Below are 26,094 nucleotides of genomic sequence, written 5' to 3' on the forward strand. Positions count from 1 at the left end.
GACCCGATCGGCTTGTCGGGCGGGATCAATCTGTACCAATATGCGCCTAACCCGGTGGGATGGATTGATCCTTGGGGTTGGAGTTGTGTTCGTGTGCGGCATTACACTAATTCGAAAGGCTTGGCGGGGATCAAGGAAAGCGGTGTGATCACTGCCAGAGATAACAACCGCGTTTATTTAGAGCCAGCCCGTAAAAAGGCGCTGAACCAACAAGAGGCAGAAGATAAATACAAAATCCATGAGGGGCGAGGTCGACATTATATAGAGACGGATGTGCCCGCTGAGCGCTTGGAGTGGATAAAAAATCCTAGTTATCACACTAAAGAACTGACTGTTTTAGGAGATCTGAAGCTTGAAAACCCAACTTTCAAAAAAAGAAAATAAACTGCGAAAAGCAAACAAGAAAATACAGATATCTGGTAAGTCTGCGCTCCGAATCCTGACCGAAGTTGAGTTTATGATGATTTCTCTGCGAAATATCGCAATTCACTATTACGACAACGCCGACGATCCTGCAACCGTAGACCCAATAGCGTATGCCCAAGAAATAACCAGCTTTGTCGACAACCAGAAAGTGGTTGAAAGGCTATGTAGCATAAGACGTCTGCTATCTAGCCGATTCGACCACACCCTTGGAAAGGACGATATGGATGACACCGAGCGCGCCATGGAAGATCTGCCATTCTGGAAAAAGCCGCAGAAGTAGTAGCTATTGAATTACGTAATTTAAAAATCATCGCTCCACACTAAGCATGGCTCCCGCGCAGCACGGAAAAAATAAAGAAAGGAGACAGGGAAAGGCGGCGGCCCCCTTAAGGCTCATGGAGCCTGCAGGCAACAAACCACTTAACCAACTCGAAGCTCAGACTAAATACTCGATAGGGAAAGGAAGAGGCAGAGACTATGTGGAAACGGACGAATTAGAAGCCGACTTGGAATGGGTAAAAACCAGAAATGTCACCCCAAAGAACTGACAGTTAGAGGGGGTGTATCTCTGAAAAACCCGACGTTCGTAATGAGAAAATAAAATGCTTAAAGACAACGAATCCATTACTTTTCAAGGCGAAAAAATTGTCGAGGTTCTAAGCGAAATCGAGTACATGCTGATTTCACTAAGGGATATTGCAAACTATTATTACCAGCGTCCAGACTCCCCGCCTAGTGAAGGAACGGATGTAGCATACGCTTTGGAGACTACAAGATTTATCGACGAAAACAGGATTGGCGATAGACTAAATAAAATGCGTAACATACTTTCAATACGCTTCAATGATGAGTTAGGCGAAGACAAAATGGATGATATCGAACGCGCAGTCGAACACCTAGATTACTGGAGAAAGCCGGGCGACTAAACTGAATGCCATTGACACCAATAATGCAGACAAGAATAAGCTATGACCTTTCCGGCGGCGCATCGGTAAAACCCGCTTCATCTAGGACTGCCACGAACCACTGGGCCGTGTCCACGGCCAGGGCGAGCATCAGATCACCCACCATCATCACAACGACATCAACGGCCTGCCCGAACGGCTCACCGACAGCAACGGCGATACCGTGTGGAGCGCAACCTTGCGGATCTGGGGCGCCACCACCTAGTAAACCCGCAACCTGCGCTACGGCGAAGAATAGGACCTGCGCTTCCAAGGCCAATACCTGGACCGCGAAACCGGCCTGCACTACAACACCTTCCGCTACTACGACCCCGACATCGGCCGCTTCACCACCCCCGACCCGATCGGCTTGTCGGGCGGGCTCAATCTGTACCAATATGCGCCTAACCCGGTGGGATGGATTGATCCTTGGGGGTGGAAGTCTTGTTTTCGAGATAATGAGGCAAAGGCACACGCCGAAAATATCATCAGGAAAAATGGGGGTGTTGCCGCAGATGAAAGTAGGTATCAGATGCCTAACCGTCGGTCCGCTAGACAAGCCGCCTCTGAGATCGCGGGTGATCTCGGTTCTACGCCGCGCACGATTCGTAAGTCGGAATTCAGGGGCGGGCCACCCTCATGGCGCAACTCCAAAGGAAAAATTGGAATAAACAATGAAACGGGTTCTGCGGGGTGGCGAGATGATTCGCCTGGTCATCCTCATTTAAACGCTGGCCCGCATGTGAACGCTTGGAATAAGGATAAAGGGGTTACTCCCAATCTCCATTTGGATTATTGAGATGAAAAAAGTTGTTATTCGGTCGACTTCAAATTTAGAGAAGGCCTGGGAGGGCAATATCCCAGCTTCTTGGTATACGGTTCTCCACCACACAGAAAAATCCTCTGTTCACGCTAGGATCAATCCAAGGAATCAGGATGCATCTGAATATGAATCCGAGTGCTACTTAATGAATGATTGCGTCATTACTATTCGGCCGGCGCGTTACCGATCAGAAGGTGAAGAGGCGGGTAACCATGAAAAGGATTGCTACTTTATCGAAATATCCAACCAAGACGGATCAGTGGTTTTAAGCTCGCACTGTGTATACGACTGGGATGAGGTCAACAAATGGGCCTTCTTCTTCAAAGGTATTTCATTCGCTGCCGCAACTCGAGTCTGGAAATCCAAGAACCTCTAGCTATCCTTCAAACCGCTGTCCTTCAAATGCGGAGCCCGGGCGTCATTGTATTGATAACGATTCTCAGACTTTTGAAACAGGCGCTAAATCTGCGGGACACAAATACGTTTCGCTCACCGCTCACCGCTCACTCGGCCGCTCAAAATTCTTAGCCGCTTCCTTCGCCAAGTCAGGCGGTAAGAAGTCCTTGTCCGGGTTGTAATCAGCTTTCAAATAGCGAGAAAGGTCCTGCAAGTCCCCAGGATTCAACGTCCCCGCTGCCTGTTTCAAACGCAGGTTGTCGAGGATGTAGTCGTAGCGGGTGTTGTTGTAGTCGCGCACTGACGCGTAGAGCTGGCGCTGGGCGTCGAGGACGTCAACGATGTTGCGTGTGCCGACCTGGTAACCGATTTCCGTGGCTTCCAGTGCGCTTTGGTTGGAGATAATCGACTGCTTGCGGGCCTGGACTTGTTCCACGTCGGTGTTCACGGCGCGGTGCAGGTTGCGGGTGTTTTCGACCACTTGGCGACGCAGGCTTTCACGGCGCTGCTCGCTCTGGCTCAAGCGCGAATAGGCTTCACGCACCTGAGAGCTGGTCAGGCCGCCGCTGTAGATCGGGATGTTCAACTGCACGCCGATGGTTCGCTGCTCGACGTTGCCGTGGTATGCCTGGCCGGTGAAGTTTGGGTTGGTAAAGCCCAGTGAATCGTTGTCGCCTTTTTCTACCTGCGCGACGGCATCCAACGTTGGCGCGTGGCCGGCCTTGCGCTGACGGAGGGTTTCTTCCGCCGCGCTGACCGCATAGTTGCTGGCAAGCAGGTTGAGATTCTGCTGGGCGGCAGTGTCGACCCAGGCTTTTGCATCGTTGGGCGTCGGCGTCAGCACTGGCAAGGTGTGGACGATGCCTTCGATGGAGTTGTATTCGCGATTGGTCAGGGTTACCAGTGCCTGAAAGGCGTCGTCCACCTGGCGCTTGGCAACGATGCGGCTGGCGCGCGCGGAGTCGTAACTGGCCTGGGCTTGCAGCACATCAGTCTTGTCCGAAAGACCCACATCGAAACGCTCTCTGGACTGATCCAGCTGACGTTTGAACGCGGCCTCTTCGGCTTTGGTTGACGCAAGATTGTCTTGGGCGCGCAGCACCGTGAAGTAATCCTGCGCGCTGTCCAGGATCAGATTTTGTTCGGTCGCCGACAGCTCAAGTGCTGCCTGCTCGTTGACGTCCTTGGCCGCTTGCAACTGGAACCAGCGGTCAGCACGGAAAATCGGCTGGCTCAGCGTGGCCCGGTATACCGTACCAGTGCGGTTGATCACCGCTGAGGGCTCATCGAGTTTGGTGCGAATGCTGCTCGACTCGGCGCCACCGGTGATATTAGGCAACAGACCCGCACGGGCCTGAGGCACGATCTCCTTACGGGCATCGTAATCGGCGCGGGCGGCGGCCAGATCGGCGTTGTTGTTGACCGCTTCCTGATAAACGCTGACCAATCCGGTCTTGGTCGGCAGAGGCATATCCGCTGCTGCGGCCATTGCACTTGAAGCACACGACACGGCAATGGCCAGTGAAAGTTTGCGCAGCATGAGACATTCCCTAGTAGTTGTTGGCCGAGCGGATCCAGATGGCTTTGGCGCCGCGTAGCGAGTGTAGTTCCGCAGCATGCCGACAACAATCAGGCATATCAGCCATTTAACGAGCGTTTGAATTCCGCACTTGGCGTTTGGCGCGTACGGCGACTAGACTGGCCCCGTTCTTGTCGGGGTGCCTTGCTTTGAGGCTGAGATCGGATAATCCGGATCCCGTTGAACCTGATCAGGTTAGCGCCTGCGTAGGGAACAAGATTTCTCGTCTCCCGGCGAGTCCTCTTGAGTGTCGTCCGGGGTCGATTGTTCAGTCGCTGAACAGCCCTCGTTTTCGATTCTCAGCACTCTTTCAACGGGTGCATCCGTCCGTTCACATCAGGCTCAAGCTCCGACAAATCTATCCGCTGCTGGATGATGTCTGGAGAGCCCGTGATGAGTACAACACTAAAAAACGCCAATCTGAGTGAGTCAGCCCAAGTCGATTCCGGCTCGGTTCAGCCGTTCACCCGTTCACAGAAAATCTACGTTCAGGGTTCTCGCCCCGACATTCGGGTGCCGATGCGTGAAGTGCATCTTGACGTAACGCCAACCGGCTTCTCTGGAACAAACAGCGGTGGCGAGATCAACGCGCCGGTCACCGTTTACGACACCTCAGGACCCTACACCGACCCCAACGTCATTATCGACGTGCGCAAAGGCTTAGCCGATGTGCGCTCGCCGTGGATCGATTCGCGTAACGACACCGAACGTCTGGCGGGTCTGACGTCCAACTTCGGCCAGCAGCGCCTTAATGATCCTGAACTGACGGCTTTACGGTTCGCCCACGTCAACAACCCGCGCAGGGCAAAGTCGGGTGCCAATGTCAGCCAGATGCACTACGCGCGTCAGGGAATCATCACTGCCGAGATGGAATACGTCGCCATCCGCGAAAACATGAAGCTGCAAGAGGCCCGCGCTGCTGGTCTGCTCAAACAGCAGCACGCCGGCCACAGCTTCGGTGCCAGCATCCCGAAAGAGATCACTGCCGAGTTCGTGCGCGAAGAAATCGCCCGTGGTCGCGCGATCATTCCGGCCAACATCAACCACGTTGAGCTGGAACCGATGATCATTGGCCGTAACTTCCTGGTGAAGATCAACGGCAACATCGGCAACAGCGCTCTTGGCTCGTCCATCGAAGAAGAAGTGGCCAAGCTGACCTGGGGGATTCGTTGGGGGTCGGACACTGTCATGGATTTGTCCACCGGCAAGCACATCCACGAGACTCGCGAGTGGATTATCCGCAATTCGCCAGTGCCCATCGGCACGGTGCCGATCTATCAGGCGCTGGAAAAAGTCGGGGGCGCTGCCGAGGACCTCACTTGGGAATTGTTCCGCGACACGCTGATCGAGCAGGCGGAGCAGGGCGTTGATTACTTCACCATCCACGCAGGTGTGCTGCTGCGCTACGTGCCGCTGACCGCCAAGCGCGTCACCGGGATTGTCAGCCGTGGCGGCTCGATCATGGCCAAGTGGTGCCTGGCGCATCACAAAGAGAACTTCCTCTACACCCATTTCGAAGACATCTGCGAAATCATGAAGGCCTACGACGTCAGTTTCTCGCTGGGCGATGGCCTGCGCCCAGGCTCGATTGCCGACGCTAACGATGAAGCGCAATTCGGCGAGCTGGAAACCCTGGGTGAGCTGACCAAGATCGCGTGGAAACACGACGTGCAATGCATGATCGAGGGCCCCGGCCATGTGCCTATGCAGCTGATCAAAGAGAACATGGACAAGCAGCTGGAGTGCTGCGACGAGGCGCCATTCTACACCCTAGGCCCGCTGACCACTGACATCGCACCAGGTTACGACCACATTACTTCAGGCATCGGTGCGGCAATGATCGGCTGGTTCGGTTGCGCGATGCTTTGCTACGTCACGCCCAAGGAGCATCTGGGCCTGCCGAACAAGGACGATGTGAAGACCGGGATCATTACGTACAAGATCGCAGCCCACGCGGCGGACCTGGCGAAAGGGCACCCCGGCGCGCAGATTCGTGACAATGCATTGAGCAAGGCGCGTTTCGAATTTCGCTGGGAAGACCAGTTCAACTTGGGTCTGGATCCCGACACTGCGCGCTCGTATCACGATGAAACCCTGCCGAAGGACTCGGCCAAAGTGGCGCATTTCTGCTCCATGTGCGGGCCGAAATTCTGCTCGATGAAGATCACTCAGGAAGTGCGCGAGTACGCGGCCAATCAGAAGATCGACGCGCGGGACGTGTCGGTGCAAGAGGGACTGCGCGAGCAGGCTGAGCGGTTCAAGCAGGAAGGTAGTCAGTTGTACAAAAAAGTCTGACCCGCGCACCCCGTCGACCCTATCGCGGGCAAGCGCGCTCCTACAGTGAATTGCGATCTGCTGTAGGAGCGCGCTTGCCCGCGATGACGTCGGATTGAGCAGCATAATCCTCACTGAATGAACGCTCTTTTGAGATATCTCTCGTGAACACACCCAGCACTTATTCTCCCGACATCGCTGTCCCCGCCGCCAACCGCGTCTTTGGCGGACGTGATCTGTTTTCCCTGTGGTTCTCCCTCGGCATCGGCCTCATGGTCCTTCAAACCGGAGCTTTGCTAGCGCCGGGGTTGGGTATGTCTGGCTCGATGCTGGCGATCTTTCTGGGCACACTGGTCGGCGTTCTGCTGCTGGCCGCCGTGGGCCTGATCGGCAGCGACACCGGTCTCTCATCCATGGCCGCGCTCAAGCTCAGCCTGGGCGGCAAGGGCGCAACGTTGCCGGCGCTACTTAACCTGTTGCAACTGGTGGGTTGGGGTTCGTTCGAAATCATCGTTATGCGCGATGCCGCAAGTCTGTTGGCTGCAGGTGTTTCTTCCGAAAATAGTCTGATCGCCAGCCCATTGCTCTGGACTTTGCTATTCGGCGCGCTGGCCACGTTACTGGCGGTCAGTGGCCCGCTGACCTTCGTTCGGCAAATTCTGCGCAAGTGGGGCATCTGGCTGCTATTGGCCGCCTGCATCTGGCTGACTTGGAACCTGTTGAGCAAGGCTGATCTGGTGGCGCTATGGGCGCGGGCTGGTGATGGATCGATGCCATTCGCGGTCGGTTTCGATATCGCGATTGCCATGCCGCTTTCCTGGTTGCCACTGATTGCCGATTACTCACGCTTTGGAAAACGCGCAGCAGGTGTCTTCGGCGGTACCGCGCTGGGCTTCTTCATCGGTAACTTCTGGCTGATGAGCTTGGGCGTTGCGTACACCCTGGCGTTTGCGCCAAGTGGCGACGCCAATGCGCTGTTACTGGCGTTGGCCGGGGCGGGGATGGGTGTTCCGCTGCTGCTGATTTTGCTCGACGAGTCGGAAAACGCGTTCGCTGATATTCACTCGGCGGCGGTTTCAAGCGGCATTCTGGTGAAGGCAAAAGTTGAGCACATCGCGCTGGTCATTGGCGTGATCTGCACCTTGATCGCCTGCTTTGCGCCACTCGCCCAATATCAGAATTTCCTGCTACTGATCGGCTCGGTGTTCGCGCCGCTGTTTGGCGTAGTGCTGGTGGATCACTTCATCCTGCGTCGTCGCGGCGCTGTGGCGGTGACACTGAGTTTTCGCTGGATGACGTTACTGGCCTGGCTGGGCGGGGTCAGCACCTATCACTTGCTGGCGAACCTGTACCCGGACATCGGCGCAACACTGCCAGCCCTTATCGTAGCTGGCGTGCTGCAACTGATATTGGGTAAAGCGATCAGCTCCGGCCGGGGAACAGTTCCGGCTTGATGATGCCGTTGAGCTGCGGATAAGGAATCTTCAGCTCAATATGACCCATGGCGTAAGGCGCGATGGTCGTTACCGGGTACTTAAGGATCACCGCACCGTAGGTCAAGGCGATGTTGGGGGTGCGCTTGAATGGCCAGCTCTGCACGAACGCCGGGTCTTCATTCATTTTGCTGCTGATCAGCCAGCCTTGATGCGCAAGCTCGGCTTTCTGCCAGAACGCAGACTCCTGCCCGGGCACCAGCATGTCAGCCAGCGTCAGGACTTTCTGCTGCGGGCGAGAATAGTTGATGAACGCCCGGCCCGGATCGCCGTGGGCACCACCGGTGTCGAGGTAGCTGGACAGCTCGATTACCACGATACCGTCATGCTGCTCACGTACTTTGGCCTGCAAATAGCTGCTATTGCGGGCCTGGGCCTGGCTCAGATACTGCTCTTGATAGGCCTTGAGCGTCGGTGGGACAGGGCCGTTGGAGTCGGTGCGGGTCAATTGCAGCAACGTGCGCTGAACGATGGCATCGAGTTTCGGCTCATCAGGAAAGTGTACGGTGTCGATGTTAACCAGTGGGCAATCGGCGCTTGTGCAACCCGGCTTGATAAGCTCGGAGGCGTCACGCTGAACAGTCAGCGGGCTGCGCAGATTGGGCTGGAACAGGCTTTGGCATGCGCCCAGTATCAGGGCCACGCAAGCCAGTGAAATGATCTTCAGAAACGACATGTTGATCCTTGGCAATGGCAAAGAAAGCAGCTGCGCGACGCGGCTGCAAGGTGCTTCGACTACAGGCGGCGCCATCAGTTCGCCGCGTGGCCGATTAGAGATCGTTTCCACCGCCGTCGTCTACCCCGCTTGCCACTATTGCCGCGCCGGGGGGCTGCGTCGCTTGATCCAGCGCGTTAGGATGGGGTGAAGACACCGGTGGTCCCGCAGCGAGAACTTTATGACTGACACGACTAAATCGATGCCAACCCGACACGAGATCACGCAGCGCGAAAACTGCTTCAAGGGTTTTTACCAACTGGATAAGTTGCACCTGCGCCATGAGCTGTTCGCAGGCGGCATGAGCCCGGAAATCACTCGCGAGCTATTCGTGCGCCACGATGCGGTGTGCGTTCTGCCTTACGATGCCAAGCGCGATGAAGTGGTGCTTCTGGAACAGTTTCGCGTCGGCGCTGTAGGCAAGACGCCAAACCCATGGCTGATCGAAATGGTCGCCGGCCTGATCGACAAAAAAGAGGTGCCTGAAGAGGTTGCTCACCGCGAGGGACAAGAGGAAGCTGGGCTTGTATTCAGCGCGTTGTGGCCGATCACTCAATACTTTCCTTCGCCGGGTGGCAGTAATGAATTCGTTCATCTGTTCTTGGGCAAGTGCGAAAGCGAGGGTGCGGGGGGCTTGCACGGGCTGGTCGAAGAGGCTGAGGATATCCGCGTGTCGGTCTGGTCGTTCGAGGATGCATTTCAAGCCGTGAAAGACGGACGCATCGTCAATGCTGCAACTATTATCGCCATACAGTGGCTGGCTTTGAACCGCACTGAAATCAGGGGGCTGTGGTCTTGAATCTTCTGCGCGACCGCTATCGTGTTGACCTTGCCGGGCTGCAAGCAGCCTGTGAGGCCAACTATGCGCGCTTGATGCGTTTGCTGCCGGATATGCGCAACGCTCAACGATCGCGGCGGGTGGCTGTGACCCAGGGTGATCAAATGCTTGGCGTGCTGGCGGTCGAAGTCATTCTCGATTGCCCGTACACCACCACTCTGCAAGTACGTCAGGAACACAGCCTGCCTTGGCTTCCGGTGCCTAAGCTGGAAGTGCAGGTCTACCACGACGCCCGCATGGCCGAAGTCATCGGCGCCGAACACGCGCGGCGCTTTCAGGGCATCTACCCGTACCCCAATCCCGAAATGCACCAGCCCGACGAAAAGGCCCAGCTCAACCTGTTTCTGGGTGAGTGGCTGAGCCACTGTCTGGCGTGCGGGCATGAGTTCGAAGCGGTTCGTTGATTTTCAGTGCAAGGTCCTTCCTCCCCGTGTAGGAAATGTTTATTCCATTCTGACTATTCAGTAGGACCGCTCTGAAATTAGATATTGGGTCAATTTTCTGCTTCGTTTTTTCTGCTGCAGAAGATAAGTTTTGCGATCTCTTTATGGGTCGCTTATATGAGTTATGTCGGAATACACCTTGATTCGTGTCAGGCAGTTCCTTTTAACTGGGATGACACCTGGTTGGTTGTGGTGAGGGGTGATGGTCCGAATATTTGTGGTCATGCGTTGCTTAGGGCAGGGGTATTTTATTTTCATATCGCCGGGCCCTTGAATAGGCCCTATTTCATGACAGAGCAAAACTACCGCCAGTACTCATTTGAAGGCCGCAAGCAGGAGTTATTCCGGCGCAGAGTGGTTTTGCCCAACCCCGCAAGCGCTCAGCGGAAGCTGGAAAGTTGAGGAGATATTGAAGGCAGGCGGGGCCCGTGAGTCTATAGTCAGTAACTGTCCGGTGCTGTGGAAATGAACGTGCTGAAAGTATTAATCTGCAGCACTTTGCTGGGGTTGCTTACTTTGTCCGTTGTTGGAATTTTCGATGCGAAAAGTGAACATCTTCACACTTTTTATTTTTGCGCGTTGATCTTTGCAGGATTTGCTTTTGGGGCGTATGCCGCGAGGTACATTTCTTGGGGATGGTTGTTAGGTGGTGTTGGGGGACTTTTCTCGGGCTTTTATGTGGCGCTGTTTTTATCAGTGATGATTTGGCCAGACAGGTCATACGAAGATGGGCTTGGCCTGCTATTGCTCAGTGCGGGGATTGGACTTGTCGTTGGCGGTTATCTACTTTCCCAGCGCTTCAAGAAACCTGACGCTTGAAGCCTGGCTGGTAGATAAGCCCCAAAACTGAGGCCTGACACTCATTGCGCTATTTACCGACCAGCGCGGCAGCCACCATAATCCGGCCATAACCCGCTCAAGGAGATGGCCATTGCCGAGCGCACCTTCACAATCCGCTTCTGTTCTTGTGGTCCAGTTGACCGACAGCCATCTATTCGGTGAAGCGGACGGCATGCTGATGGGCATGAATACTCGCGACAGCCTCAATGCCGCAGTGGATCGGGTACTTGACGAGCAATTTCAGATTGATCTGGTCATTGCCAGTGGTGACCTTTCCCAAGACGGCACAGTTGAGTCCTACCAGGCGTTTCGTGAGGCGAGCGAGCGCATCGCCGCGCCTAAACGCTGGCTTCCCGGCAATCACGACGAGCTTGCGGAGATGGCGTTGGCGGCGCAGCAAAGTGATTTTCTTGAGCCCGTTGTGGATGTTGGCAATTGGCGCATTACGTTGCTTGATTCAGCCGTACCTGGCTCCGTCCCTGGTTATCTCGAAAACAAGCAATTACAGCTGCTGGCCCAAGCATTGAGCGAGGCACCAGAGCGGCATCATCTGGTTTGTCTGCACCATCATCCGGTGCCCATCGGATGCGCGTGGATGGAGCCGATCGGCCTGAAGAACCCCGATGCGCTGTTTTCCGTGCTGGATCGATTTCCTCAGGTTCGGGCGGTACTGTGGGGGCATGTGCATCAGGAGTTCGATCAGTTGCGAGATGGCGTGCGATTAATGGCGTCGCCTTCGACCTGCATCCAGTTCGCGCCCGGCAGCGAAGATTTCAAGCTGGACAACCAGCCACCGGGTTATCGCTGGCTGCGCCTGTATCACGATGGGCAGCTCGAAACGGGTGTTTCCCGGCTGGCCGAGGGCGCCTTTGAGGTGGATCTCGATGGCGGCGGGTATTAGCCCGAAATTGAGTTATCCCTCTGTAGGAGCGAACTTGTTCGCGAGACTCCCGCGCATTTGTCCCTGTAAACTTCACGGCTTTGCCTGTGCCAGCGCGCTTCAAGTGATGGGTGCTGACCTGAAACGACCGTGCCCGGAGGCGACCGCGTGAATCAAGATCAGCCGACTCTGCTTTATATACACGGGCTCAACAGCTCGGCCCTGTCGAAAAAAGCCACACAGTTGACTGAGCTGATGCAGCGACTGGGCCTGAGCAATCAGCTTCGCGTACCCGAATTGCACCACCATCCACGGCAGGCCATCGCTCAGTTGGAAAGTGCCATCAGCGACCTCGGTCGGCCGCTGCTGGTCGGCAGCTCGCTCGGCGGCTACTATGCGACTCATTTGGCGGAGCGCTACGGCCTCAAGGCTGTATTGATCAACCCGGCAGTCAACCCGCATCAGCTATTCGACGGTTTTCTCGGTACTCAGGAAAACCTCTACACCGGTGAGCGCTGGGAACTGACTCATGATCACGTGGCTGCGCTGGCCGAACTCGAAGTGCCAGCCCCGCAGGACCCGCAGCGCATCCAGGTCTGGCTGCAGACTGCTGATGAAACGCTGGACTATCGCCGCGCACAGACTTTCTACCGGGCATGCGCTTTGCGTATAGAAGCGGGTGGTGATCATAGCTTCCGGGGTTTCGCCGCAAAGCTGCCAGCCTTGTTGAGTTTTGCAGGCTTCGCACCCCAATTGCCGCAAACGATCGATCTCGCTGCACGGTGATGGGTCGCGCTAACAGATTGCACAGAGTCAATCCGATATTTAATGAACGACTGATGACGAGACCCCATGGCCAATCCCAGCGCTAGCTCTTATAACGCAGACGCCATCGAAGTCCTCTCGGGCCTCGACCCGGTACGCAAGCGGCCGGGCATGTACACCGACACCTCAAGGCCGAACCACTTGGCGCAGGAAGTCATCGACAACAGTGTCGACGAAGCCCTGGCCGGTCACGCCAAATCCGTGCAGGTGATCCTGCACGCCGACAACTCCCTTGAAGTGTCCGACGACGGTCGTGGCATGCCGGTGGACATCCATCCGGAAGAGGGCGTGTCGGGCGTCGAACTGATCCTCACCAAACTCCACGCGGGCGGCAAGTTCTCCAACAAAAATTACCAGTTCTCCGGCGGCCTCCATGGCGTGGGGATTTCTGTGGTGAACGCGCTCTCAACCGAGGTGCGAGTGCGGGTCAAGCGCGATGGCAACGAATATGAAATGACCTTCGCCGATGGCTACAAGTCCACCGAGCTGGCGGTCATCGGTGCCGTCGGCAAACGCAATACCGGCACTAGCGTGTACTTTGCGCCGGACCCAAAATATTTCGACACTCCCAAATTCTCGGTCAGCCGCCTCAAGCATGTGCTTAAGGCCAAGGCTGTACTGTGCCCGGGCTTGCTGGTCAGCTTCGAAGACAAAGCCAGTGGCGAGAAAGTCGAGTGGCACTATGAAGACGGCCTGCGCTCCTACCTGCAGGACTCGGTGAGTGACTTCCTGCGTCTACCGGACGAGCCCTTTTGCGGCGTGTTCGCAGGCAATAAAGAGGCGGTCGATTGGGCGCTGCTGTGGTTGCCCGAAGGCGGCGACAGCGTGCAGGAAAGCTACGTCAACCTGATCCCGACGGCGCAAGGCGGCACTCACGTCAATGGCCTGCGCCAAGGGCTACTCGACGCGATGCGCGATTTTTGCGAATACCGCAATCTGCTGCCCCGTGGCGTCAAGCTGGCGCCCGAAGACGTCTGGGAACGGATCGCCTTCGTACTGTCTATGAAGATGCAGGAGCCACAATTCTCGGGTCAGACCAAAGAGCGACTGTCTTCCCGTGAAGCGGCCGCGTTTGTCTCCGGTGTGGTCAAGGATGCGTTCAGCCTGTGGCTCAACGCGAACTCCGAGCTAGGCATGCAACTGGCGGAGCTGGCGATCAACAACGCTGGCCGTCGCCTGAAGGCCAGCAAAAAGGTCGAGCGCAAGCGCATCACCCAAGGGCCCGCACTGCCGGGCAAGCTGGCCGATTGCGCGGGCCAGGACCCGATGCGCTCTGAGTTGTTTCTGGTGGAAGGTGATTCTGCCGGTGGTTCTGCCAAGCAGGCCCGCGACAAAGAATTCCAAGCCATCCTGCCGTTGCGCGGCAAGATCCTGAACACGTGGGAAGTAGACGGTGGCGAAGTGCTCGCCAGCCAGGAAGTCCACAACATCGCAGTCGCCATTGGCGTCGATCCAGGTTCCGCTGACATCGCCCAGTTGCGTTACGGCAAGATCTGCATCCTGGCCGACGCCGACTCGGACGGCCTGCATATCGCAACCCTGCTGTGCGCTTTGTTCGTCCAGCATTTCCGCCCGTTGGTGGATGCTGGCCACGTGTACGTTGCCATGCCGCCGCTGTATCGCATTGACTTGGGCAAAGACATTTACTACGCCCTGGATGAAGCCGAGCGCGACGGGATTCTCGACCGCCTGGTGGCCGAGAAGAAGCGGGGCAAGCCACAAGTCACGCGTTTCAAAGGTCTGGGCGAAATGAACCCGCCGCAGCTGCGCGAAACCACCATGGACCCTAATACCCGTCGGCTGGTCCAGCTCACACTGGACGATTTTGAAGCGACCTCGGAAATGATGGACATGCTGCTGGCCAAGAAGCGCGCCGGTGATCGCAAGAGCTGGCTGGAATCCAAAGGCAACCTGGCCGAGGTTCTGACTTGATGCGGGGCTGGCTTGCAGCGCTGCTGCTCATCGCTGCTCCGGTTTTCGCGGCCCCGTTACCTGAATTGAAGTTGTTGTCCGAGCATCCAGTGGATGACATGGTCGGCGGCAACCTTTCGGGTCTGGCTTCGTGTAATGGTGTGCTGTGGACGGTTTCGGACCGCGACGACTCGATCCTGTACAGCCTGGACACTACCGAAACCGTCTGGAAAGCCAAGCAGACGTCGCTTGTCATTCCGCCGGTTCCGGACAGTGGCCTCTCCACAACCATGACCTCGCTGGCCAAGGCGGCTGCGCTGATTCGTGGGGGCAGCCTGGATTTCGAAGGCGTCACCTGTGACGCGGCAGGCAATCGGTATCTGGTTAGCGAAGGCTATGCGACGGTACTCAAAGTCCCTGTTGAAGGTTCGCCGGTGTGGCTTGATCTGCCCAAGAAGGTCGTTCAGGAAGCTCAAGCGGCCGGGATGCTGGCGCACTTCAATGCCATCTTCGAAGGCCTCGCGATCAATCCGGCGGGCGATCAGTTGTGGCTTGCCGCCGAGCGCGACAAGCGTGGCGTGCTGGTCGTGCATCAGGACAAAGGCACTTGGGACTGCAAAGGCAGTTGCATCTTGCGAGTTGAGTCGGGCAATGATGTTCTTCCGCCGCAGGTGGGGGGGCAGTCTTTACCCATAGATTTCGCCGATATCTCACTCTTCAAAGGCAAGCTGTATGCGCTGGAGCGAGCCGCATACCGTATTTGCCGACGCAGTCTGGAGACCGGGAAAATCGAAAGCTGCTGGTCGTTCGCCAAAGAGGCCTTGCAGCCAAACCGCCTCTACGATCAAAAGTTCGGCCTGACCGAAGCGCTGGTGGTGGATGAAAAGGGTGCGTGGGTCGGGATCGACAATAACTTCGGCGTGCGTGCCGATGGCGAAAAACGCCCGATCGTATGGCGCTTTGCAGCCCCGGAAGGTGGTTGGGGCGGTAAACCTTGAGTCAGGCGCCTGCTGGCAAACGCGCTGGCCGCTTGATGTTGATAGTGGCCTGGGCCGCGGCGCTGTTTCTGGCGACGCGGTTTTTTGGCGATTGGGAGCAGCGTCAGGAGAACCCGAACACCGCCGTTGCATCGCAGCACCGCGATGGCTATATCGAAGTGCAACTGGCCGCCAATCGTCAGGGCCACTTCGTGATGACCGGGCTGGTTAACACCCGGCCCGTGCAGTTCATGCTCGACACGGGCGCTACCGACGTAGCGATCCCCGCGTCCGTGGCGGATCAGCTGGGTCTTGGTCGCGGAGCGCGGGTTGATGTGAGCACCGCAAATGGGCGCAGTGAAGGTTTTCGGACCACCCTGGAGCGCCTGCAGATTGGCGATATCGTCCTGACCAATGTGCGCGCCCTGGTGGTGCCCGGTCTTGACGGCGAACAAGCGCTGCTGGGCATGAGCGCCATGAAACAACTCGAATTCACCCAGCGCGGCGGCACTATGCTGCTGCGTCAGAAGACAAATTAATGAGGCCCGCATGAGCGACTCCCTTAACCTCAGTCTGGATGGCGTAGAACGCCGATCACTGTCTGACTTCACCGAACAGGCCTACCTCAACTATTCCATGTACGTGATCATGGACCGAGCGCTGCCCCATATCGGCGATGGCCTCAAGCCGGTGCAACGACGCATCGTCTACGCCATGAGCGAGTTGGGCCTGGATGCAGATTCCAAGCACAAGAAGTCAGCCCGTACAGTCGGTGACGTCCTCGGTAAATTCCACCCTCACGGCGATTCGGCCTGTTATGAGGCGATGGTGCTGATGGCCCAGCCGTTCAGCTATCGCTACACGCTGGTTGACGGGCAGGGCAACTGGGGCGCGCCGGATGATCCCAAGTCATTCGCGGCCATGCGTTACACCGAAGCACGCCTGTCGCGTTATTCCGAAGTATTGCTCAGCGAGCTAGGCCAGGGCACTGCTGACTGGGTGCCTAACTTCGATGGTACGCTGGACGAACCTTCGGTTTTGCCAGCACGGTTGCCCAATATCCTGCTCAACGGCACCACAGGTATTGCCGTGGGCATGGCCACCGACGTACCTCCGCACAATCTGCGGGAAGTCGCCGCTGCATGTGTGCGTTTGCTCGATGAGCCCAAAGCCACCATCAACGAGCTGTGCGAACACATTCAGGGGCCGGATTACCCGACCGAAGCGGAAATCATCACCCCTCGCGCCGACCTGCTGAAGATGTACGAAACCGGCAAGGGATCGGTGCGCATGCGCGCTGTGTACCACGTCGAAGATGGCGACATTATCGTGACCTCGTTGCCGCATCAGGTTTCCGGCGCCAAGGTGCTGGAACAGATCGCGGCCCTCATGCAGGCCAAGCCGTCCAAGGCACCGCAGGTTGCCGACCTGCGTGATGAGTCCGACCACGAAAACCCTTGCCGCATCGTGATCATTCCCGTGAACAGCCGGGTCGATCACGAAGCGCTGATGCAGCACCTGTTCGCCAGTACCGATCTGGAGTCCAGCTACCGCGTCAACATCAACATCATCGGTCTGGACGGCAAGCCGCAGTTGAAAAACCTGCGGGCGTTGCTGGTGGAGTGGCTGGAGTTCCGCGTTCGGACTGTGCGCCGCCGTCTGCAATTCCGTCTCGATAAAGTCGAGCGCCGTCTGCATCTGTTGGACGGTTTGCTGATTGCCTATCTCAATCTGGATGAAGTGATCCACATCATCCGCACCGAGGAGCATCCGCGAGCCAAGCTGATCGAGCGTTTTGAACTCAGCGAAATCCAGGCTGATTACATTCTTGATACGCGCCTGCGTCAGTTGGCGCGCCTGGAAGAAATGAAGCTGCGCAACGAGCAGGATGAGCTGAACAAAGAGCGAACCAAGCTCTTGGCCCTGCTGGGCAGCGAAGCCAAGCTCAAGAAGCTGGTGCGCACCGAGCTGATCAAGGATGCCGAAACCTACGGCGATGATCGCCGTTCGCCAATTGTCGAGCGTGCTGAAGCCAAGGCCATGACGGAACATGACCTGCTGCCCAACGAGAAAGTAACTGTGGTGCTGTCGGAAAAAGGCTGGGTGCGCTCCGCCAAGGGCCATGACATCGATGGCACCGGGCTTTCCTACAAGGCCGGGGATGGTTTTCAGACCGCTGCAATGGGGCGTTCAAACCAGTTCGCCGTCTTCATAGACTCAACGGGGCGTAGTTACTCCCTGGCAGCTCACACCTTGCCATCGGCACGGGGGCAGGGCGAGCCGTTGAGCGGCAAGCTCCAGCCACCTCCGGGGGCGACCTTCGAATGCGTGTTGCTGCCTGACGACGATGCGCTGTATGTCATCGCCTCTGACGCCGGCTACGGATTTGTGGTGAAAGGTGAGGATCTGCAGGCCAAGAACAAGGCTGGCAAGGCGCTGTTGAGTCTGCCCAAAGGCGCCAAAGTGATGGTGCCGCGTCCGGTTGCCGATCGTGAACTGAACTGGCTGGCTGCCGTCACGACGGAAGGTCGCTTGCTGGTGTTCAAAATCAGCGACCTCCCGCAATTGGGTAAAGGCAAAGGCAACAAGATCATCGGCATTCCTGGCGACCGTGTCGCGAGCCGTGAAGAATACGTGACAGGTTTGGCGGTTATTCCCCAAGGGGCTACCTTGGTGCTCCAGGCTGGCAAACGGACGCTTTCACTCAAGCCCGACGATCTCGAACATTACAAGGGAGAGCGTGGACGCCGGGGCAATAAGTTGCCGCGCGGCTTCCAGCGCGTGGACGGGCTGTTGGTGGAAAGCGCTGTATAAGCAGGCGCCTTGGGCGGTCGGTCTTCGTTCTGCCACGAAGATCGACGCATAATTGCTGGAGTCATAGCGCATATTCACGGATGATATGGCGTCTTGAGGTGCAGGCGTGGCTGAGTGCCTTCATGTGTTTTCTTGAGTCTTTAACATCGTGGCGCGCCTTGTGGCCGCTACCTGGATGGAATGATGAATTTCTTACGCGTTCCTTTTGTACTGCTGTTGACCGGCGTTCTAGGTTTGGCCGGGTGTAGCGTGCATCAACCCACTTCGCTGTATCAGCTTGATAGCGGCGCACCTGGGCAACCGAAACAAAGTGGCGGGGTGGCAGTTTTGCTGGGCCCGGTCTCTGTTGCTGACTATCTGCAACGCGAAACATTACTGCAGCGGCAACCTGATGGCAGCCTGACGGCTTCCACCGATGGACGCTGGGCCGGGAGTCTTTCCTCAGATATCGATCAATTGCTGCTGCGCCAATTGGCGTGGAAGCTGGACAGTCAGCGCGTCGTCATGGCGCCAGCGGCTGCCAACTTCACACCTGACGTTCAAGTGGTGTTGTCGATCACTCGCCTGGACTCAGGCAAGGATCAACCGGCCATTCTCGACGCGCAGTGGCGTTTGCTTGATCGTCGCGGCACTGTCCGTGACACCAAGCTAATTCATCTGGAAGAGGCGCACGCGGGTACTTCGGCTGCGCAGGTCAAGGCACAAGGCCTGCTGTTGCAGCGTCTGGCCGATCAACTGAGTGTGGCGGTCAGGCCGGTGGCCAGTCAGCCGCTGGTGGCTGAAGAGCCATGGAAAGTCGCTCCGGCCAAGACCCGGACCGATCAGGACAAGCCTAAGATCCCGATGGCATCGCCTATTCGTACCGATCTGGAAGTGTTCCGCTTCTAGCGTTAAGCGCCCAACAAAAAGCCCGCAGCGATGCGGGCTTTTTTGTGGGCGTTAACCCTATGTCATGAGCAGGTCTGGTGTGGGAGCGGACCTGTCCGCCAATGTGGCGTTATGGACGATAGAGGCGTGTTGACCGTACCGACCTATTCGCGGACAAGTCCGCTCCCATACGGCCGGCGTTTCGGTCATGCGACCTGCAAGGCCCGCGTCTATCTGAAGATAGCAGCGAGCCTGTAATGACAGGTCAGACCTTACGAGCCTCGTGCATACGCGCCAGTTGGCGTTCCAGCATCGACGGGTAGGGCTCCAGCAAACGCTCTACGCAGCTTGCGCCTTCCGGGCTTGCGATGGGGCGGATGCGTGCGCGCTGGCGGATGGTCGGGTCTTCACTGATCTTGCGCTCAACCAGTAACAGATTGCGGCTGTGTTGAGACAACGCCAGAGCATCCTGAGCCGTTTCAGTGAGCAGCAAGTCAATCTGAGTCATCCCGTGCAGGCCTTCGCCCTGAGTCAGACCCAACTGCAGTTGCAAGGCAATGCCGCTGTCTGCGACTTCGATCTGCAATGCATGGCTCAGCGCCCGCAGCAGTTCGCCGCAGCAAATGGCATTGGTCAGGTAGTCATCGCCGCTGTCCTGAGTGCTAAACAGCATGAGCGAGCTGCCGTCGTTCAGGGTGTGCAGTTCACTGTCGTACAGCGATGCGGCCTGGTCGATGCAATCACGATAACGTTCCAGCAGCTCCGTCAGGCGAGCGCGGGGCAGGCGACGCAATTGCTCCTGGGAACCCAGCTGCACCGCCAATACGGCGCTGTACTGAGGTTGCGAAGGCGCAACAGGCAGCGTTGGGCGGGCAATCGGCTTGGGCAGCGAGTCGTCCTTGAGATCTGAGAACGGATCGTCCTCTTCGTCTTCGTCAGCCACGATCTGACGGGGCGTGACGTTGACGCGAGGTTTGGGCGCGTCGTCAAAGTCAGGATCGTTCAAGTCGCTGTCGTCGAAGGACGTTTCTGCTTCATCGTCTTCGACGTACTCAGGCTCGGGTTCGGGAACAGGCTCCGGCTCCGGCGGTGCATAGGATGCCTTGAGCTGACGCGCCAGATCGCCGATTTCATCCTGACGATCAGTCGCCGGGGTGTACGGGTCGATGTAGCGCAGCCACATGCGCAATTGCAGCAGCGGGGTGGAGATGTGCCGCCCCAGACGCAGGCTCAGCGCCAACGACAATGCCAGCAGGATACCGCTGAGAATGGCCATGCTTTGCAGGCTGATCGTCATAGGTTGCTGGAATTGCGTCATGTCCAGACTGATGCGCAGATGGCCTGCGACCACATCCTGGAAGGTGATTTTGATTTCGTACAGACCTTCAGCTTCGCCCAGCAGCCCGTTTTTTGGGCGCTGGCCGGCTTCGGCGAGAATCCGGTTGTCGACGCTGTAAATAGCCGCATGGGCCACCAACGGGTTTTTAACCAGATTGCCCAGTAGCACGTTGAGACTGAGGTTGTCGTTGGACACCAACAGTTCAGTGGCTGACGTGGCGGTCTGCGTGGTCAGGGCCTGCCCCAGTGCGTCGGCCTGTTCGTGCATGGCCTGCTTGAATTGCAGGCCCATCACGCAGGCGTAGATCACCAGAGCCAGCGCGACGAGGATCACGTTATGGCTGGCGATACGCAAAGCTATCGGTACGCGACGATGCCGCAATGCCCGGAAGATTAGCAGGAAGAAGTTATCGGTTTTAACGGGCGTGGGCCGGTTCACAGAGCACGGCTCTCTTGGAGAAGTTGCCGCGCAGTATAGCGAGCGACCCAGGTGCGGCAAAGCGCTCGCTGTGCCCGGCGGTCACTGAAAGTGAGTAGAATGCGGTTTTTTTCCACTGCGGGGGTGCGCCTTGCGCGAAATTGTCCTGATAAACATCACAGGTCTTGACCGTCCAGGTCTCACTGCCGCCATCACCGGTGTGCTTGCCCAGGGTGGCGTGAACATTCTGGACATCGGTCAGGCAGTGATCCACGACACCTTGTCGTTCGGCATTCTGGTTGAGATTCCGGGCACCGAACAAGGCTCCTCGGTGCTCAAAGACATCCTGTTCACGGCTTACAAACTCGACCAGCAGGTCCGGTTTACCCCGGTTTCCGAAGACGACTATCAGCATTGGGTTGAGGGACAGGGCAAGGCGCGGCATATCGTGACGTTGCTGACGCGCAAGGTCACGGCCGAGCAACTGCAGCGCGTCAGCGCTATCACTGCCAAATACGGACTTAACATCGATCAGATCGATCGTCTGTCAGGGCGGATGCCGCTGGACACCCCGGCCGATCAAGGCAAAGGCTGCGTCGAGTTCTCGGTGCGTGGCGAGCCAGCCGACCCGAAAGCGATGCAGGCCGAGTTCTTGCACGTGGCGCAAGAGCTCAACGTCGACATCGCGTTCCAGCAAGACTCCCTGTTCCGCCGCAACCGCCGTCTGGCGGTGTTCGATATGGACTCGACGCTGATCGAAGCCGAAGTGATCGATGAGCTGGCCAAAGCCCACGGCGTTGGCGAGCGCGTGGCCGAGATCACCGAGCGCGCGATGCGTGGCGAGCTGGACTTCAAGGCAAGCTTCAAAGAGCGGATGGCATTGCTCAAAGGGTTGGATGTCAGCGTCCTGGACGAAATCGGTGCTTCACTGCGACTGACCGAAGGCGCGGAAAACCTGTTCGCCGAACTCAAACGCCTGGGTTACAAGACTGCAATCCTGTCAGGCGGCTTCACCTACTTCGCCCGGCAGATCCAGGCCCGGCTCGGTATCGACTATGTGTTCGCCAACGAGCTGGAAGTGGTCGATGGCAAATGCACTGGCAATGCCATCGAGCCGATCGTCGATGCCCAGCGCAAAGCCGATTTGCTGCGCGAACTGGCGGCAAAAGAAGGCTTGAGCCTGGAGCAGACCATCGCTGTGGGTGATGGAGCCAATGATTTGCCGATGCTCGCGATTGCCGGATTGGGCGTTGCGTTCCGCGCCAAGCCGTTGGTCAAGCAGTCGGCGAAACAGGCGATCTCGACCTTGGGACTGGACGGGATTTTATACCTGCTGGGCTTTCGTGATCGCGAAGGGCGCGGCTGAAGATTGGCACCGTCTCCGTAGGAACTAACGAGCTGCGCGAGGCTGCGATGCGGCAGATCGGTAGTTCCTGCAAAAAAGCCAAGCAGGCTGCCGCGTTACAACACGCCCCACAACGAATCGAATTCCTGCTCCGGCTCTGAATCGTCCGGTGGGCCATCCACCTTTTTCGGCCCTTCGTGAATCTGGTACTCAAACTGGTTGTAACTGCCGGTGGTCGACCGCCGTTTGCTCAGGCCTGCGCGGCGTTCCTGGCCGCTGGTGTTGATTAGCACCTTGCTGCCTTCCTCAAACGGCAAACGTGGCGCCATGACTGTCGGCGGCACATCAATGGCGCGCACCTCTGGCAGTAGCAATGCACGCAAATACTGACTTTTGTGTTCGGTGCGCAGCAGTTGCAGACCGCACGCCTGGGCAAACGGTGCGATCAACTCAATGCCCATCTGCATGCCGCCGCTGCGAACCTGCCTGACCCAACGCACGGTGGCGATGCTCCAACCCTGGCCGGGATCGTAAATGCCGACCATCTCCCCAGCCTGCAATTGATCCGGGACTTCCTTCGCCCATGCCAGGCAATAACCGCCCGGGCTGTGGTTCACAATGCTCAAACTGTAAGTCGGGAAGCTCTGTTGATTATCGAAGGCGCTGCCCGTGGCTTCCTCCGCAGGCCGATACTGGATTTCCTCATGGGCCGAGCCGTTGCTGGCCCTCAGATCATCCTTCACGTGCCCCCAGGCGTTGGGTTTCCCGGATGGCAGCGGTTGCAGGCTGAACTCGGCAGGCTTACTGACGACGGGCAGTTGCAGCACGTCGCTGAAAGATTTCTCACCACTGATGAAGTAGTGCAATGCGCTCATCCCCACGCACAGCGTCAGTGTCCCTTGGCCAGGCGTACGCTGGAATGCACGTTCGGACACATCGCCCCACGCGGCGGCCAGATGTTGTAACAGGTCCACCGAAAACCCTGTCGGCACCGTCAGATAGGACGCTGAGCGCTGATCTGCCGGCGTTTCCAGATAGCGCTGAATAGCGGCCGCCAACGCCAGTGGGTTTATCCCCAGCAGGTTCGGCAGTTGCTCCGGCGTATACAGGGATTTGTAGCGCGGCGCGGCATCAGCTGTTGGCGCCAGTGCAAACAGGCTGGACTCCTCCGCTGGCGATTGCAGCTTGACCAGTGAGCTCCAGGCGTCGAGCACTTCGGCCAAACGCCCGATATTGTGCTGGCGCATCTGATTACAACGCGCACTCCCCATCAGCAACGCGATGATGTAAGTCTGCTCGACCGTCAGCGTGCGGGTATGCAGCGCCAGATTGTCGGCTACGGGAATGTTCTGCAGTTTGCTGTGTTGGGCGATTTGATAGATCTGATGCAGTTCAAGCCACAAGCCATCCTGAACCGGGCAATACAGCTGATTGGCGCGAATCAGCGGACCATTCAAGCAATGCAATGCGCGCTGCAATGCGGTCGTCAGCAGTGACGTGCGGTCTTTGGTCAGTTTGGGGGCGATTCGGGCGATGATTTGCTTGTAGCCAATCGCCAGATGGTTTTGCAGGGCCTGGCACAAATTGGCGACTTTGCGCGGTCGCTCTTCAAGCACCACAGATTGATTGAGGAAGTGGCGTTCCAGGTGTTTACAGACGTAATACACCTCGGGCCGCAGCAATTCGAGCAGTTGCAGGCGGTTGTCACTGGGGGTCAGCAGTTGATTCAGTTCGCCAAGCCCTTGGTAGAGCTGGCGTGCCATTTCCCCGAGATTGGCTTTGGGCAGCGTTGATATCCAGCGCTTCAAGTCCTTGGGTGTCGCGTCACAGAATGACAGGCTCGACCGCGTCGGCACGGGTGCGCGCAACAACAGTGGGAGACTTAAATTACTCATGTGACAGGCTGACTCCAACAACTACTGGCCCGAACAGCGGATCGAAACTGAGGTAAAACCAACGTCTGGCTCTGTTAAGCCATCCACTTTACGACAGTCTAAAGCGAAGATTCCTACAGCGCCGATGGTCGACTTTAGCAGCATCGGTTAGCCGTAGCAGCCCCAAGATCTAAGCAACAGTGTATCGGCGTCGACACTTCAGGCCCATGACTATGCTGACGACGCCATATAAAAGGACGTGCGTCAGCAAAATGCTGCCAGAAAAATCAAACGCAAGAATCAGGCCTGAACGGGAAGTGCCAGCGCCTGGCCCATTTGAGTCGGGGAGCCCGCTACCAATTGCTCGGCCCACTTAACTTGATTCGGACCAAACAAAACGATGGCCGTGGAGCCCAATTTGAAGCGACCCAGTTCAGCGCCTTTTTCCAGATGAATGGGCGCGCGAGCGGCTTCATCGTAGCGGGTGGTTTTCAGTTCGCGCTTAGGCGGTGTGACCAATCCGGCCCAGACCGTTTCAATGGACGCGACAATCATTGCGCCGACCAGCACAACGGCCATCGGACCGCGCTCGGTATCGAACAGGCAAACCACCCGCTCGTTGCGGGCAAACAACTCTGGCACGTTTTCGGCTGTGGTCTGGTTGACCGAGAAAATGCGCCCTGGCACATAGACCATTTCGCGCAGCGTCCCGGCCAGCGGCATGTGTACGCGGTGGTAGTCCTTAGGTGACAGGTAAATAGTCGCGAACTCACCTCCCATGAACGGCGCTGACAGGCGCGAGTCGCCCCCCAACAACTCAAGCGTGCTGAAGCTGTGGCCTTTGGCCTGGAAGATCCGGCCGTGCTCGATAGAGCCCAGTTGGCTGACAGCGCCATCGGCCGGACACAAGATCGCGCCAGGCGTTGGGTCGAGCGGGCGTGCACCGGGTTTCAAGGCACGGGTGAAAAATGCGTTGAAGTGCTCGTAAGCGGTGACGTCTTCCACCAGCGCCTGCGACATATCGACTTGATAACGGCGCGCGAACCACTGAGTAAATGCATTCTTGAACCAGCGCACCCGGCATTCGGCAACGCAGCCGGCCAATCGCGACAGCAAGTGGTGAGGAAGTACGTATTGAAAGAAGATAAACAGACGCTGTTTCATCAGAATTCCTAAAACATGTTCTTGAGTTGAAGGGCGGCTCCGATCACTGGAGCGCGCCGTATTGCGGTCAGGTATCAGCGCTCGACCGGTGTGTCCGGGTGATTACCCCATTCGCCCCACGAACCGGCGTAGCCCTTGACCCGCGGATAGCCCAAGGCTTTGGCCACCAGATAGGTAAAGCCCGAGCGGTGATGGGTCTGGCAATGGGTAATGATTTCCTTGTCCGGGGTGATGCCGAGGCTTTCGAGGATCTGCGGCATGTCCTTGCGAATCCGGAGTTGGCGGGCGGGGTCCATTCCGGCAGTCCATTCGAAGTTCACCGCGCCTGGAATGTGGCCGCCTTTGGCTGCGACGACTTTCTCGCCGGAGTACTCGGTCGGGGCGCGAGCGTCCCATATTGCGAGGTCTTTGGCGCCAAGGCGGCCTTGCAAGTATTCACGGGTGGCGGTCGGCTCATCGTGCAGCGTCAGCGGGACTGGACCCCCAACGGCGGCAGGCATCTCCTTCGACAAGGGCAAACCTTCAGCTTCCCAGGCGAGCAGGCCGCCATCGAGATAGTGATATTGGTGATGACCGATCACATCGAGCAACCAGATGAAACGCCCGGCCCAACCGCCGCCCTCGTCGTCGTAGACCACGTAAACCGCATTTGGGTTATGGCCCAGTTCACCGAACAGCGCCTGTAGTTGCGCAAGGGTAGGCAGCAGGCCGGGAGCCGGAGGCTGGCCCAGTTGTGTGCGTTTGGGATCAACAAAGCGCGCGCCGGGAATGTGCCCGGCCTCATAGCGGGCGCTGCTGGTCAGGTCCACGAGAATCAGCTCTGAAGCACCAAGCCGTGCCTGGAGTTCGCTGGGTTCAATCACCAGCGGCAAGCTTGAAAAGGCAGACATGTAGAGGTCTCCAGATCGTC

23 protein-coding genes, 1 pseudogene and 1 riboswitch are annotated in these 26,094 nt (G+C 57.5%); of the genes and pseudogenes, 18 read left to right on the forward strand and 6 right to left on the reverse strand.

Going from position 1 to position 26,094, the window contains the following annotated elements:
* From ACWKV9_RS11340 to ACWKV9_RS11360, 5 genes and pseudogenes are all read left to right on the forward strand, one after another.
* Positions 1 to 384: HYD1 signature containing ADP-ribosyltransferase family protein (locus tag ACWKV9_RS11340; RefSeq protein WP_483836211.1), on the forward strand; the 384-nt coding region annotated here is incomplete at its 5' end.
* The gene (locus tag ACWKV9_RS11345; RefSeq protein ID WP_483836212.1) at positions 353 to 706 is read left to right on the forward strand and encodes a hypothetical protein; all 354 of its coding nucleotides are present in this window, start codon (positions 353 to 355) and stop codon (positions 704 to 706) included. The genes ACWKV9_RS11340 and ACWKV9_RS11345, both read left to right, overlap by 32 nt.
* 322 nt (positions 707 to 1,028) lie before the next feature.
* Positions 1,029 to 1,352 carry a hypothetical protein gene (locus ACWKV9_RS11350; protein ID WP_483836213.1) on the forward strand — a complete coding sequence of 108 codons (324 nt, stop codon included), beginning with the start codon at positions 1,029 to 1,031 and terminating at the stop codon, positions 1,350 to 1,352.
* A 91-nt stretch (positions 1,353 to 1,443) separates the two neighbouring features.
* A pseudogene (locus tag ACWKV9_RS11355) lies at positions 1,444 to 1,816 on the forward strand (RHS repeat-associated core domain-containing protein); the annotation flags it as partial.
* Positions 1,817 to 2,170: 354 nt separating this feature from the next.
* The gene (locus ACWKV9_RS11360) at positions 2,171 to 2,569 is read left to right on the forward strand and encodes a hypothetical protein (RefSeq protein ID WP_483836214.1); all 399 of its coding nucleotides are present in this window, start codon (positions 2,171 to 2,173) and stop codon (positions 2,567 to 2,569) included.
* A 120-nt stretch (positions 2,570 to 2,689) separates the two neighbouring features.
* On the opposite strand, the gene ACWKV9_RS11365 is transcribed toward ACWKV9_RS11360, so the two are convergent.
* Positions 2,690 to 4,129: a TolC family outer membrane protein gene (locus ACWKV9_RS11365; protein WP_483836215.1), complete on the reverse strand. Its 1,440-nt coding sequence runs from the start codon at positions 4,127 to 4,129 to the stop codon at positions 2,690 to 2,692.
* Between the two features lie 164 nt (positions 4,130 to 4,293).
* Positions 4,294 to 4,398, forward strand: a riboswitch (TPP riboswitch).
* A gap of 163 nt (positions 4,399 to 4,561) precedes the next feature.
* Here ACWKV9_RS11365 and thiC point away from each other — a divergent pair.
* Positions 4,562 to 6,463: a phosphomethylpyrimidine synthase ThiC gene (gene thiC / locus ACWKV9_RS11370; protein WP_483836216.1), complete on the forward strand. Its 1,902-nt coding sequence runs from the start codon at positions 4,562 to 4,564 to the stop codon at positions 6,461 to 6,463.
* 143 nt (positions 6,464 to 6,606) lie between these two features.
* Positions 6,607 to 7,896: a putative hydroxymethylpyrimidine transporter CytX gene (gene cytX / locus ACWKV9_RS11375; protein WP_483836217.1), complete on the forward strand. Its 1,290-nt coding sequence runs from the start codon at positions 6,607 to 6,609 to the stop codon at positions 7,894 to 7,896.
* On the opposite strand, the gene ACWKV9_RS11380 is transcribed toward cytX, so the two are convergent.
* On the reverse strand, positions 7,865 to 8,611 hold the full coding sequence (locus ACWKV9_RS11380) for an RsiV family protein (RefSeq protein WP_483836218.1): 747 nt from the start codon (positions 8,609 to 8,611) through the stop codon (positions 7,865 to 7,867). The genes cytX and ACWKV9_RS11380 overlap by 32 nt on opposite strands.
* 220 nt (positions 8,612 to 8,831) lie before the next feature.
* Between ACWKV9_RS11380 and ACWKV9_RS11385 the strand changes: the two genes are divergently transcribed.
* From ACWKV9_RS11385 to ACWKV9_RS11430, 10 genes are all read left to right on the forward strand, one after another.
* A complete protein-coding gene (locus tag ACWKV9_RS11385) occupies positions 8,832 to 9,449 on the forward strand; it encodes an NUDIX domain-containing protein (RefSeq protein WP_483836219.1) in 618 nt (205 codons plus the stop codon).
* A complete protein-coding gene (locus ACWKV9_RS11390; RefSeq protein ID WP_483836220.1) occupies positions 9,440 to 9,892 on the forward strand; it encodes a DUF1249 domain-containing protein in 453 nt (150 codons plus the stop codon). Before ACWKV9_RS11385 ends, ACWKV9_RS11390 begins: the two co-directional genes overlap by 10 nt.
* Positions 9,893 to 10,396: 504 nt before the next feature.
* A complete protein-coding gene (locus ACWKV9_RS11395; protein WP_483836221.1) occupies positions 10,397 to 10,750 on the forward strand; it encodes a hypothetical protein in 354 nt (117 codons plus the stop codon).
* A gap of 112 nt (positions 10,751 to 10,862) precedes the next feature.
* Positions 10,863 to 11,672, forward strand: coding sequence for a 3',5'-cyclic-AMP phosphodiesterase (gene cpdA, locus ACWKV9_RS11400; protein ID WP_483836222.1), 810 nt, complete (start codon positions 10,863 to 10,865; stop codon positions 11,670 to 11,672).
* Between the two features lie 147 nt (positions 11,673 to 11,819).
* Positions 11,820 to 12,437 carry a YqiA/YcfP family alpha/beta fold hydrolase gene (locus ACWKV9_RS11405; protein ID WP_483836223.1) on the forward strand — a complete coding sequence of 206 codons (618 nt, stop codon included), beginning with the start codon at positions 11,820 to 11,822 and terminating at the stop codon, positions 12,435 to 12,437.
* 66 nt (positions 12,438 to 12,503) lie between these two features.
* On the forward strand, positions 12,504 to 14,408 hold the full coding sequence (gene parE / locus ACWKV9_RS11410; RefSeq protein ID WP_483836224.1) for a DNA topoisomerase IV subunit B: 1,905 nt from the start codon (positions 12,504 to 12,506) through the stop codon (positions 14,406 to 14,408).
* Positions 14,408 to 15,385, forward strand: coding sequence for an esterase-like activity of phytase family protein (locus ACWKV9_RS11415; protein ID WP_483836225.1), 978 nt, complete (start codon positions 14,408 to 14,410; stop codon positions 15,383 to 15,385). Before parE ends, ACWKV9_RS11415 begins: the two co-directional genes overlap by 1 nt.
* Positions 15,386 to 15,420: 35 nt before the next feature.
* Complete coding sequence (locus ACWKV9_RS11420) at positions 15,421 to 15,903, forward strand: retropepsin-like aspartic protease family protein (protein ID WP_483836401.1); 483 nt, start codon at positions 15,421 to 15,423, stop codon at positions 15,901 to 15,903.
* Positions 15,904 to 15,913: 10 nt separating this feature from the next.
* Entirely contained in the window at positions 15,914 to 18,178 is a 2,265-nt protein-coding gene (gene parC, locus ACWKV9_RS11425; RefSeq protein WP_483836226.1) for a DNA topoisomerase IV subunit A, read from the forward strand.
* Positions 18,179 to 18,361: 183 nt separating this feature from the next.
* Complete coding sequence (locus ACWKV9_RS11430; protein ID WP_483836227.1) at positions 18,362 to 19,066, forward strand: PqiC family protein; 705 nt, start codon at positions 18,362 to 18,364, stop codon at positions 19,064 to 19,066.
* Positions 19,067 to 19,310: 244 nt separating this feature from the next.
* Here the strand turns inward: ACWKV9_RS11430 and ACWKV9_RS11435 are convergent, their stop codons facing one another.
* The gene (locus tag ACWKV9_RS11435) at positions 19,311 to 20,822 is read right to left on the reverse strand and encodes an AhpA/YtjB family protein (RefSeq protein WP_483836228.1); all 1,512 of its coding nucleotides are present in this window, start codon (positions 20,820 to 20,822) and stop codon (positions 19,311 to 19,313) included.
* A 130-nt stretch (positions 20,823 to 20,952) separates the two neighbouring features.
* Between ACWKV9_RS11435 and serB the strand changes: the two genes are divergently transcribed.
* Positions 20,953 to 22,167: a phosphoserine phosphatase SerB gene (serB, locus tag ACWKV9_RS11440; RefSeq protein ID WP_483836229.1), complete on the forward strand. Its 1,215-nt coding sequence runs from the start codon at positions 20,953 to 20,955 to the stop codon at positions 22,165 to 22,167.
* A gap of 95 nt (positions 22,168 to 22,262) precedes the next feature.
* On the opposite strand, the gene ACWKV9_RS11445 is transcribed toward serB, so the two are convergent.
* The 3 genes from ACWKV9_RS11445 to rhdA all read right to left on the reverse strand — a co-directional run bounded on the left by ACWKV9_RS11445 (position 22,263) and on the right by rhdA (position 26,074).
* On the reverse strand, positions 22,263 to 24,041 hold the full coding sequence (locus ACWKV9_RS11445; protein ID WP_483836230.1) for a molecular chaperone: 1,779 nt from the start codon (positions 24,039 to 24,041) through the stop codon (positions 22,263 to 22,265).
* A 279-nt stretch (positions 24,042 to 24,320) separates the two neighbouring features.
* Entirely contained in the window at positions 24,321 to 25,190 is an 870-nt protein-coding gene (asd, locus tag ACWKV9_RS11450) for an archaetidylserine decarboxylase (protein ID WP_483836402.1), read from the reverse strand.
* Positions 25,191 to 25,258: 68 nt separating this feature from the next.
* Complete coding sequence (rhdA, locus tag ACWKV9_RS11455) at positions 25,259 to 26,074, reverse strand: thiosulfate sulfurtransferase (protein WP_483836231.1); 816 nt, start codon at positions 26,072 to 26,074, stop codon at positions 25,259 to 25,261.
* Positions 26,075 to 26,094 lie beyond the last annotated feature (20 nt).

Source organism: Pseudomonas corni, assembly GCF_057128765.1.

Excerpts from the sequence above, each read along its gene's own strand:
- ACWKV9_RS11445 (WP_483836230.1), bottom strand. The coding sequence starts at position 24,041 with ATGAGTAATTTAAGTCTCCCACTGTTGTTGCGCGCACCCGTGCCGACG.
- ACWKV9_RS11395 (WP_483836221.1), top strand. The coding sequence starts at position 10,397 with ATGAACGTGCTGAAAGTATTAATCTGCAGCACTTTGCTGGGGTTGCTT.
- ACWKV9_RS11350 (WP_483836213.1), top strand. The coding sequence starts at position 1,029 with ATGCTTAAAGACAACGAATCCATTACTTTTCAAGGCGAAAAAATTGTC.
- thiC (WP_483836216.1), top strand. The coding sequence starts at position 4,562 with ATGAGTACAACACTAAAAAACGCCAATCTGAGTGAGTCAGCCCAAGTC.
- parC (WP_483836226.1), top strand. The coding sequence starts at position 15,914 with ATGAGCGACTCCCTTAACCTCAGTCTGGATGGCGTAGAACGCCGATCA.
- ACWKV9_RS11380 (WP_483836218.1), bottom strand. The coding sequence starts at position 8,611 with ATGTCGTTTCTGAAGATCATTTCACTGGCTTGCGTGGCCCTGATACTG.
- ACWKV9_RS11365 (WP_483836215.1), bottom strand. The coding sequence starts at position 4,129 with ATGCTGCGCAAACTTTCACTGGCCATTGCCGTGTCGTGTGCTTCAAGT.
- ACWKV9_RS11385 (WP_483836219.1), top strand. The coding sequence starts at position 8,832 with ATGACTGACACGACTAAATCGATGCCAACCCGACACGAGATCACGCAG.
- parE (WP_483836224.1), top strand. The coding sequence starts at position 12,504 with ATGGCCAATCCCAGCGCTAGCTCTTATAACGCAGACGCCATCGAAGTC.
- ACWKV9_RS11360 (WP_483836214.1), top strand. The coding sequence starts at position 2,171 with ATGAAAAAAGTTGTTATTCGGTCGACTTCAAATTTAGAGAAGGCCTGG.
- ACWKV9_RS11415 (WP_483836225.1), top strand. The coding sequence starts at position 14,408 with ATGCGGGGCTGGCTTGCAGCGCTGCTGCTCATCGCTGCTCCGGTTTTC.
- ACWKV9_RS11420 (WP_483836401.1), top strand. The coding sequence starts at position 15,421 with ATGTTGATAGTGGCCTGGGCCGCGGCGCTGTTTCTGGCGACGCGGTTT.
- ACWKV9_RS11430 (WP_483836227.1), top strand. The coding sequence starts at position 18,362 with ATGAATTTCTTACGCGTTCCTTTTGTACTGCTGTTGACCGGCGTTCTA.
- rhdA (WP_483836231.1), bottom strand. The coding sequence starts at position 26,074 with ATGTCTGCCTTTTCAAGCTTGCCGCTGGTGATTGAACCCAGCGAACTC.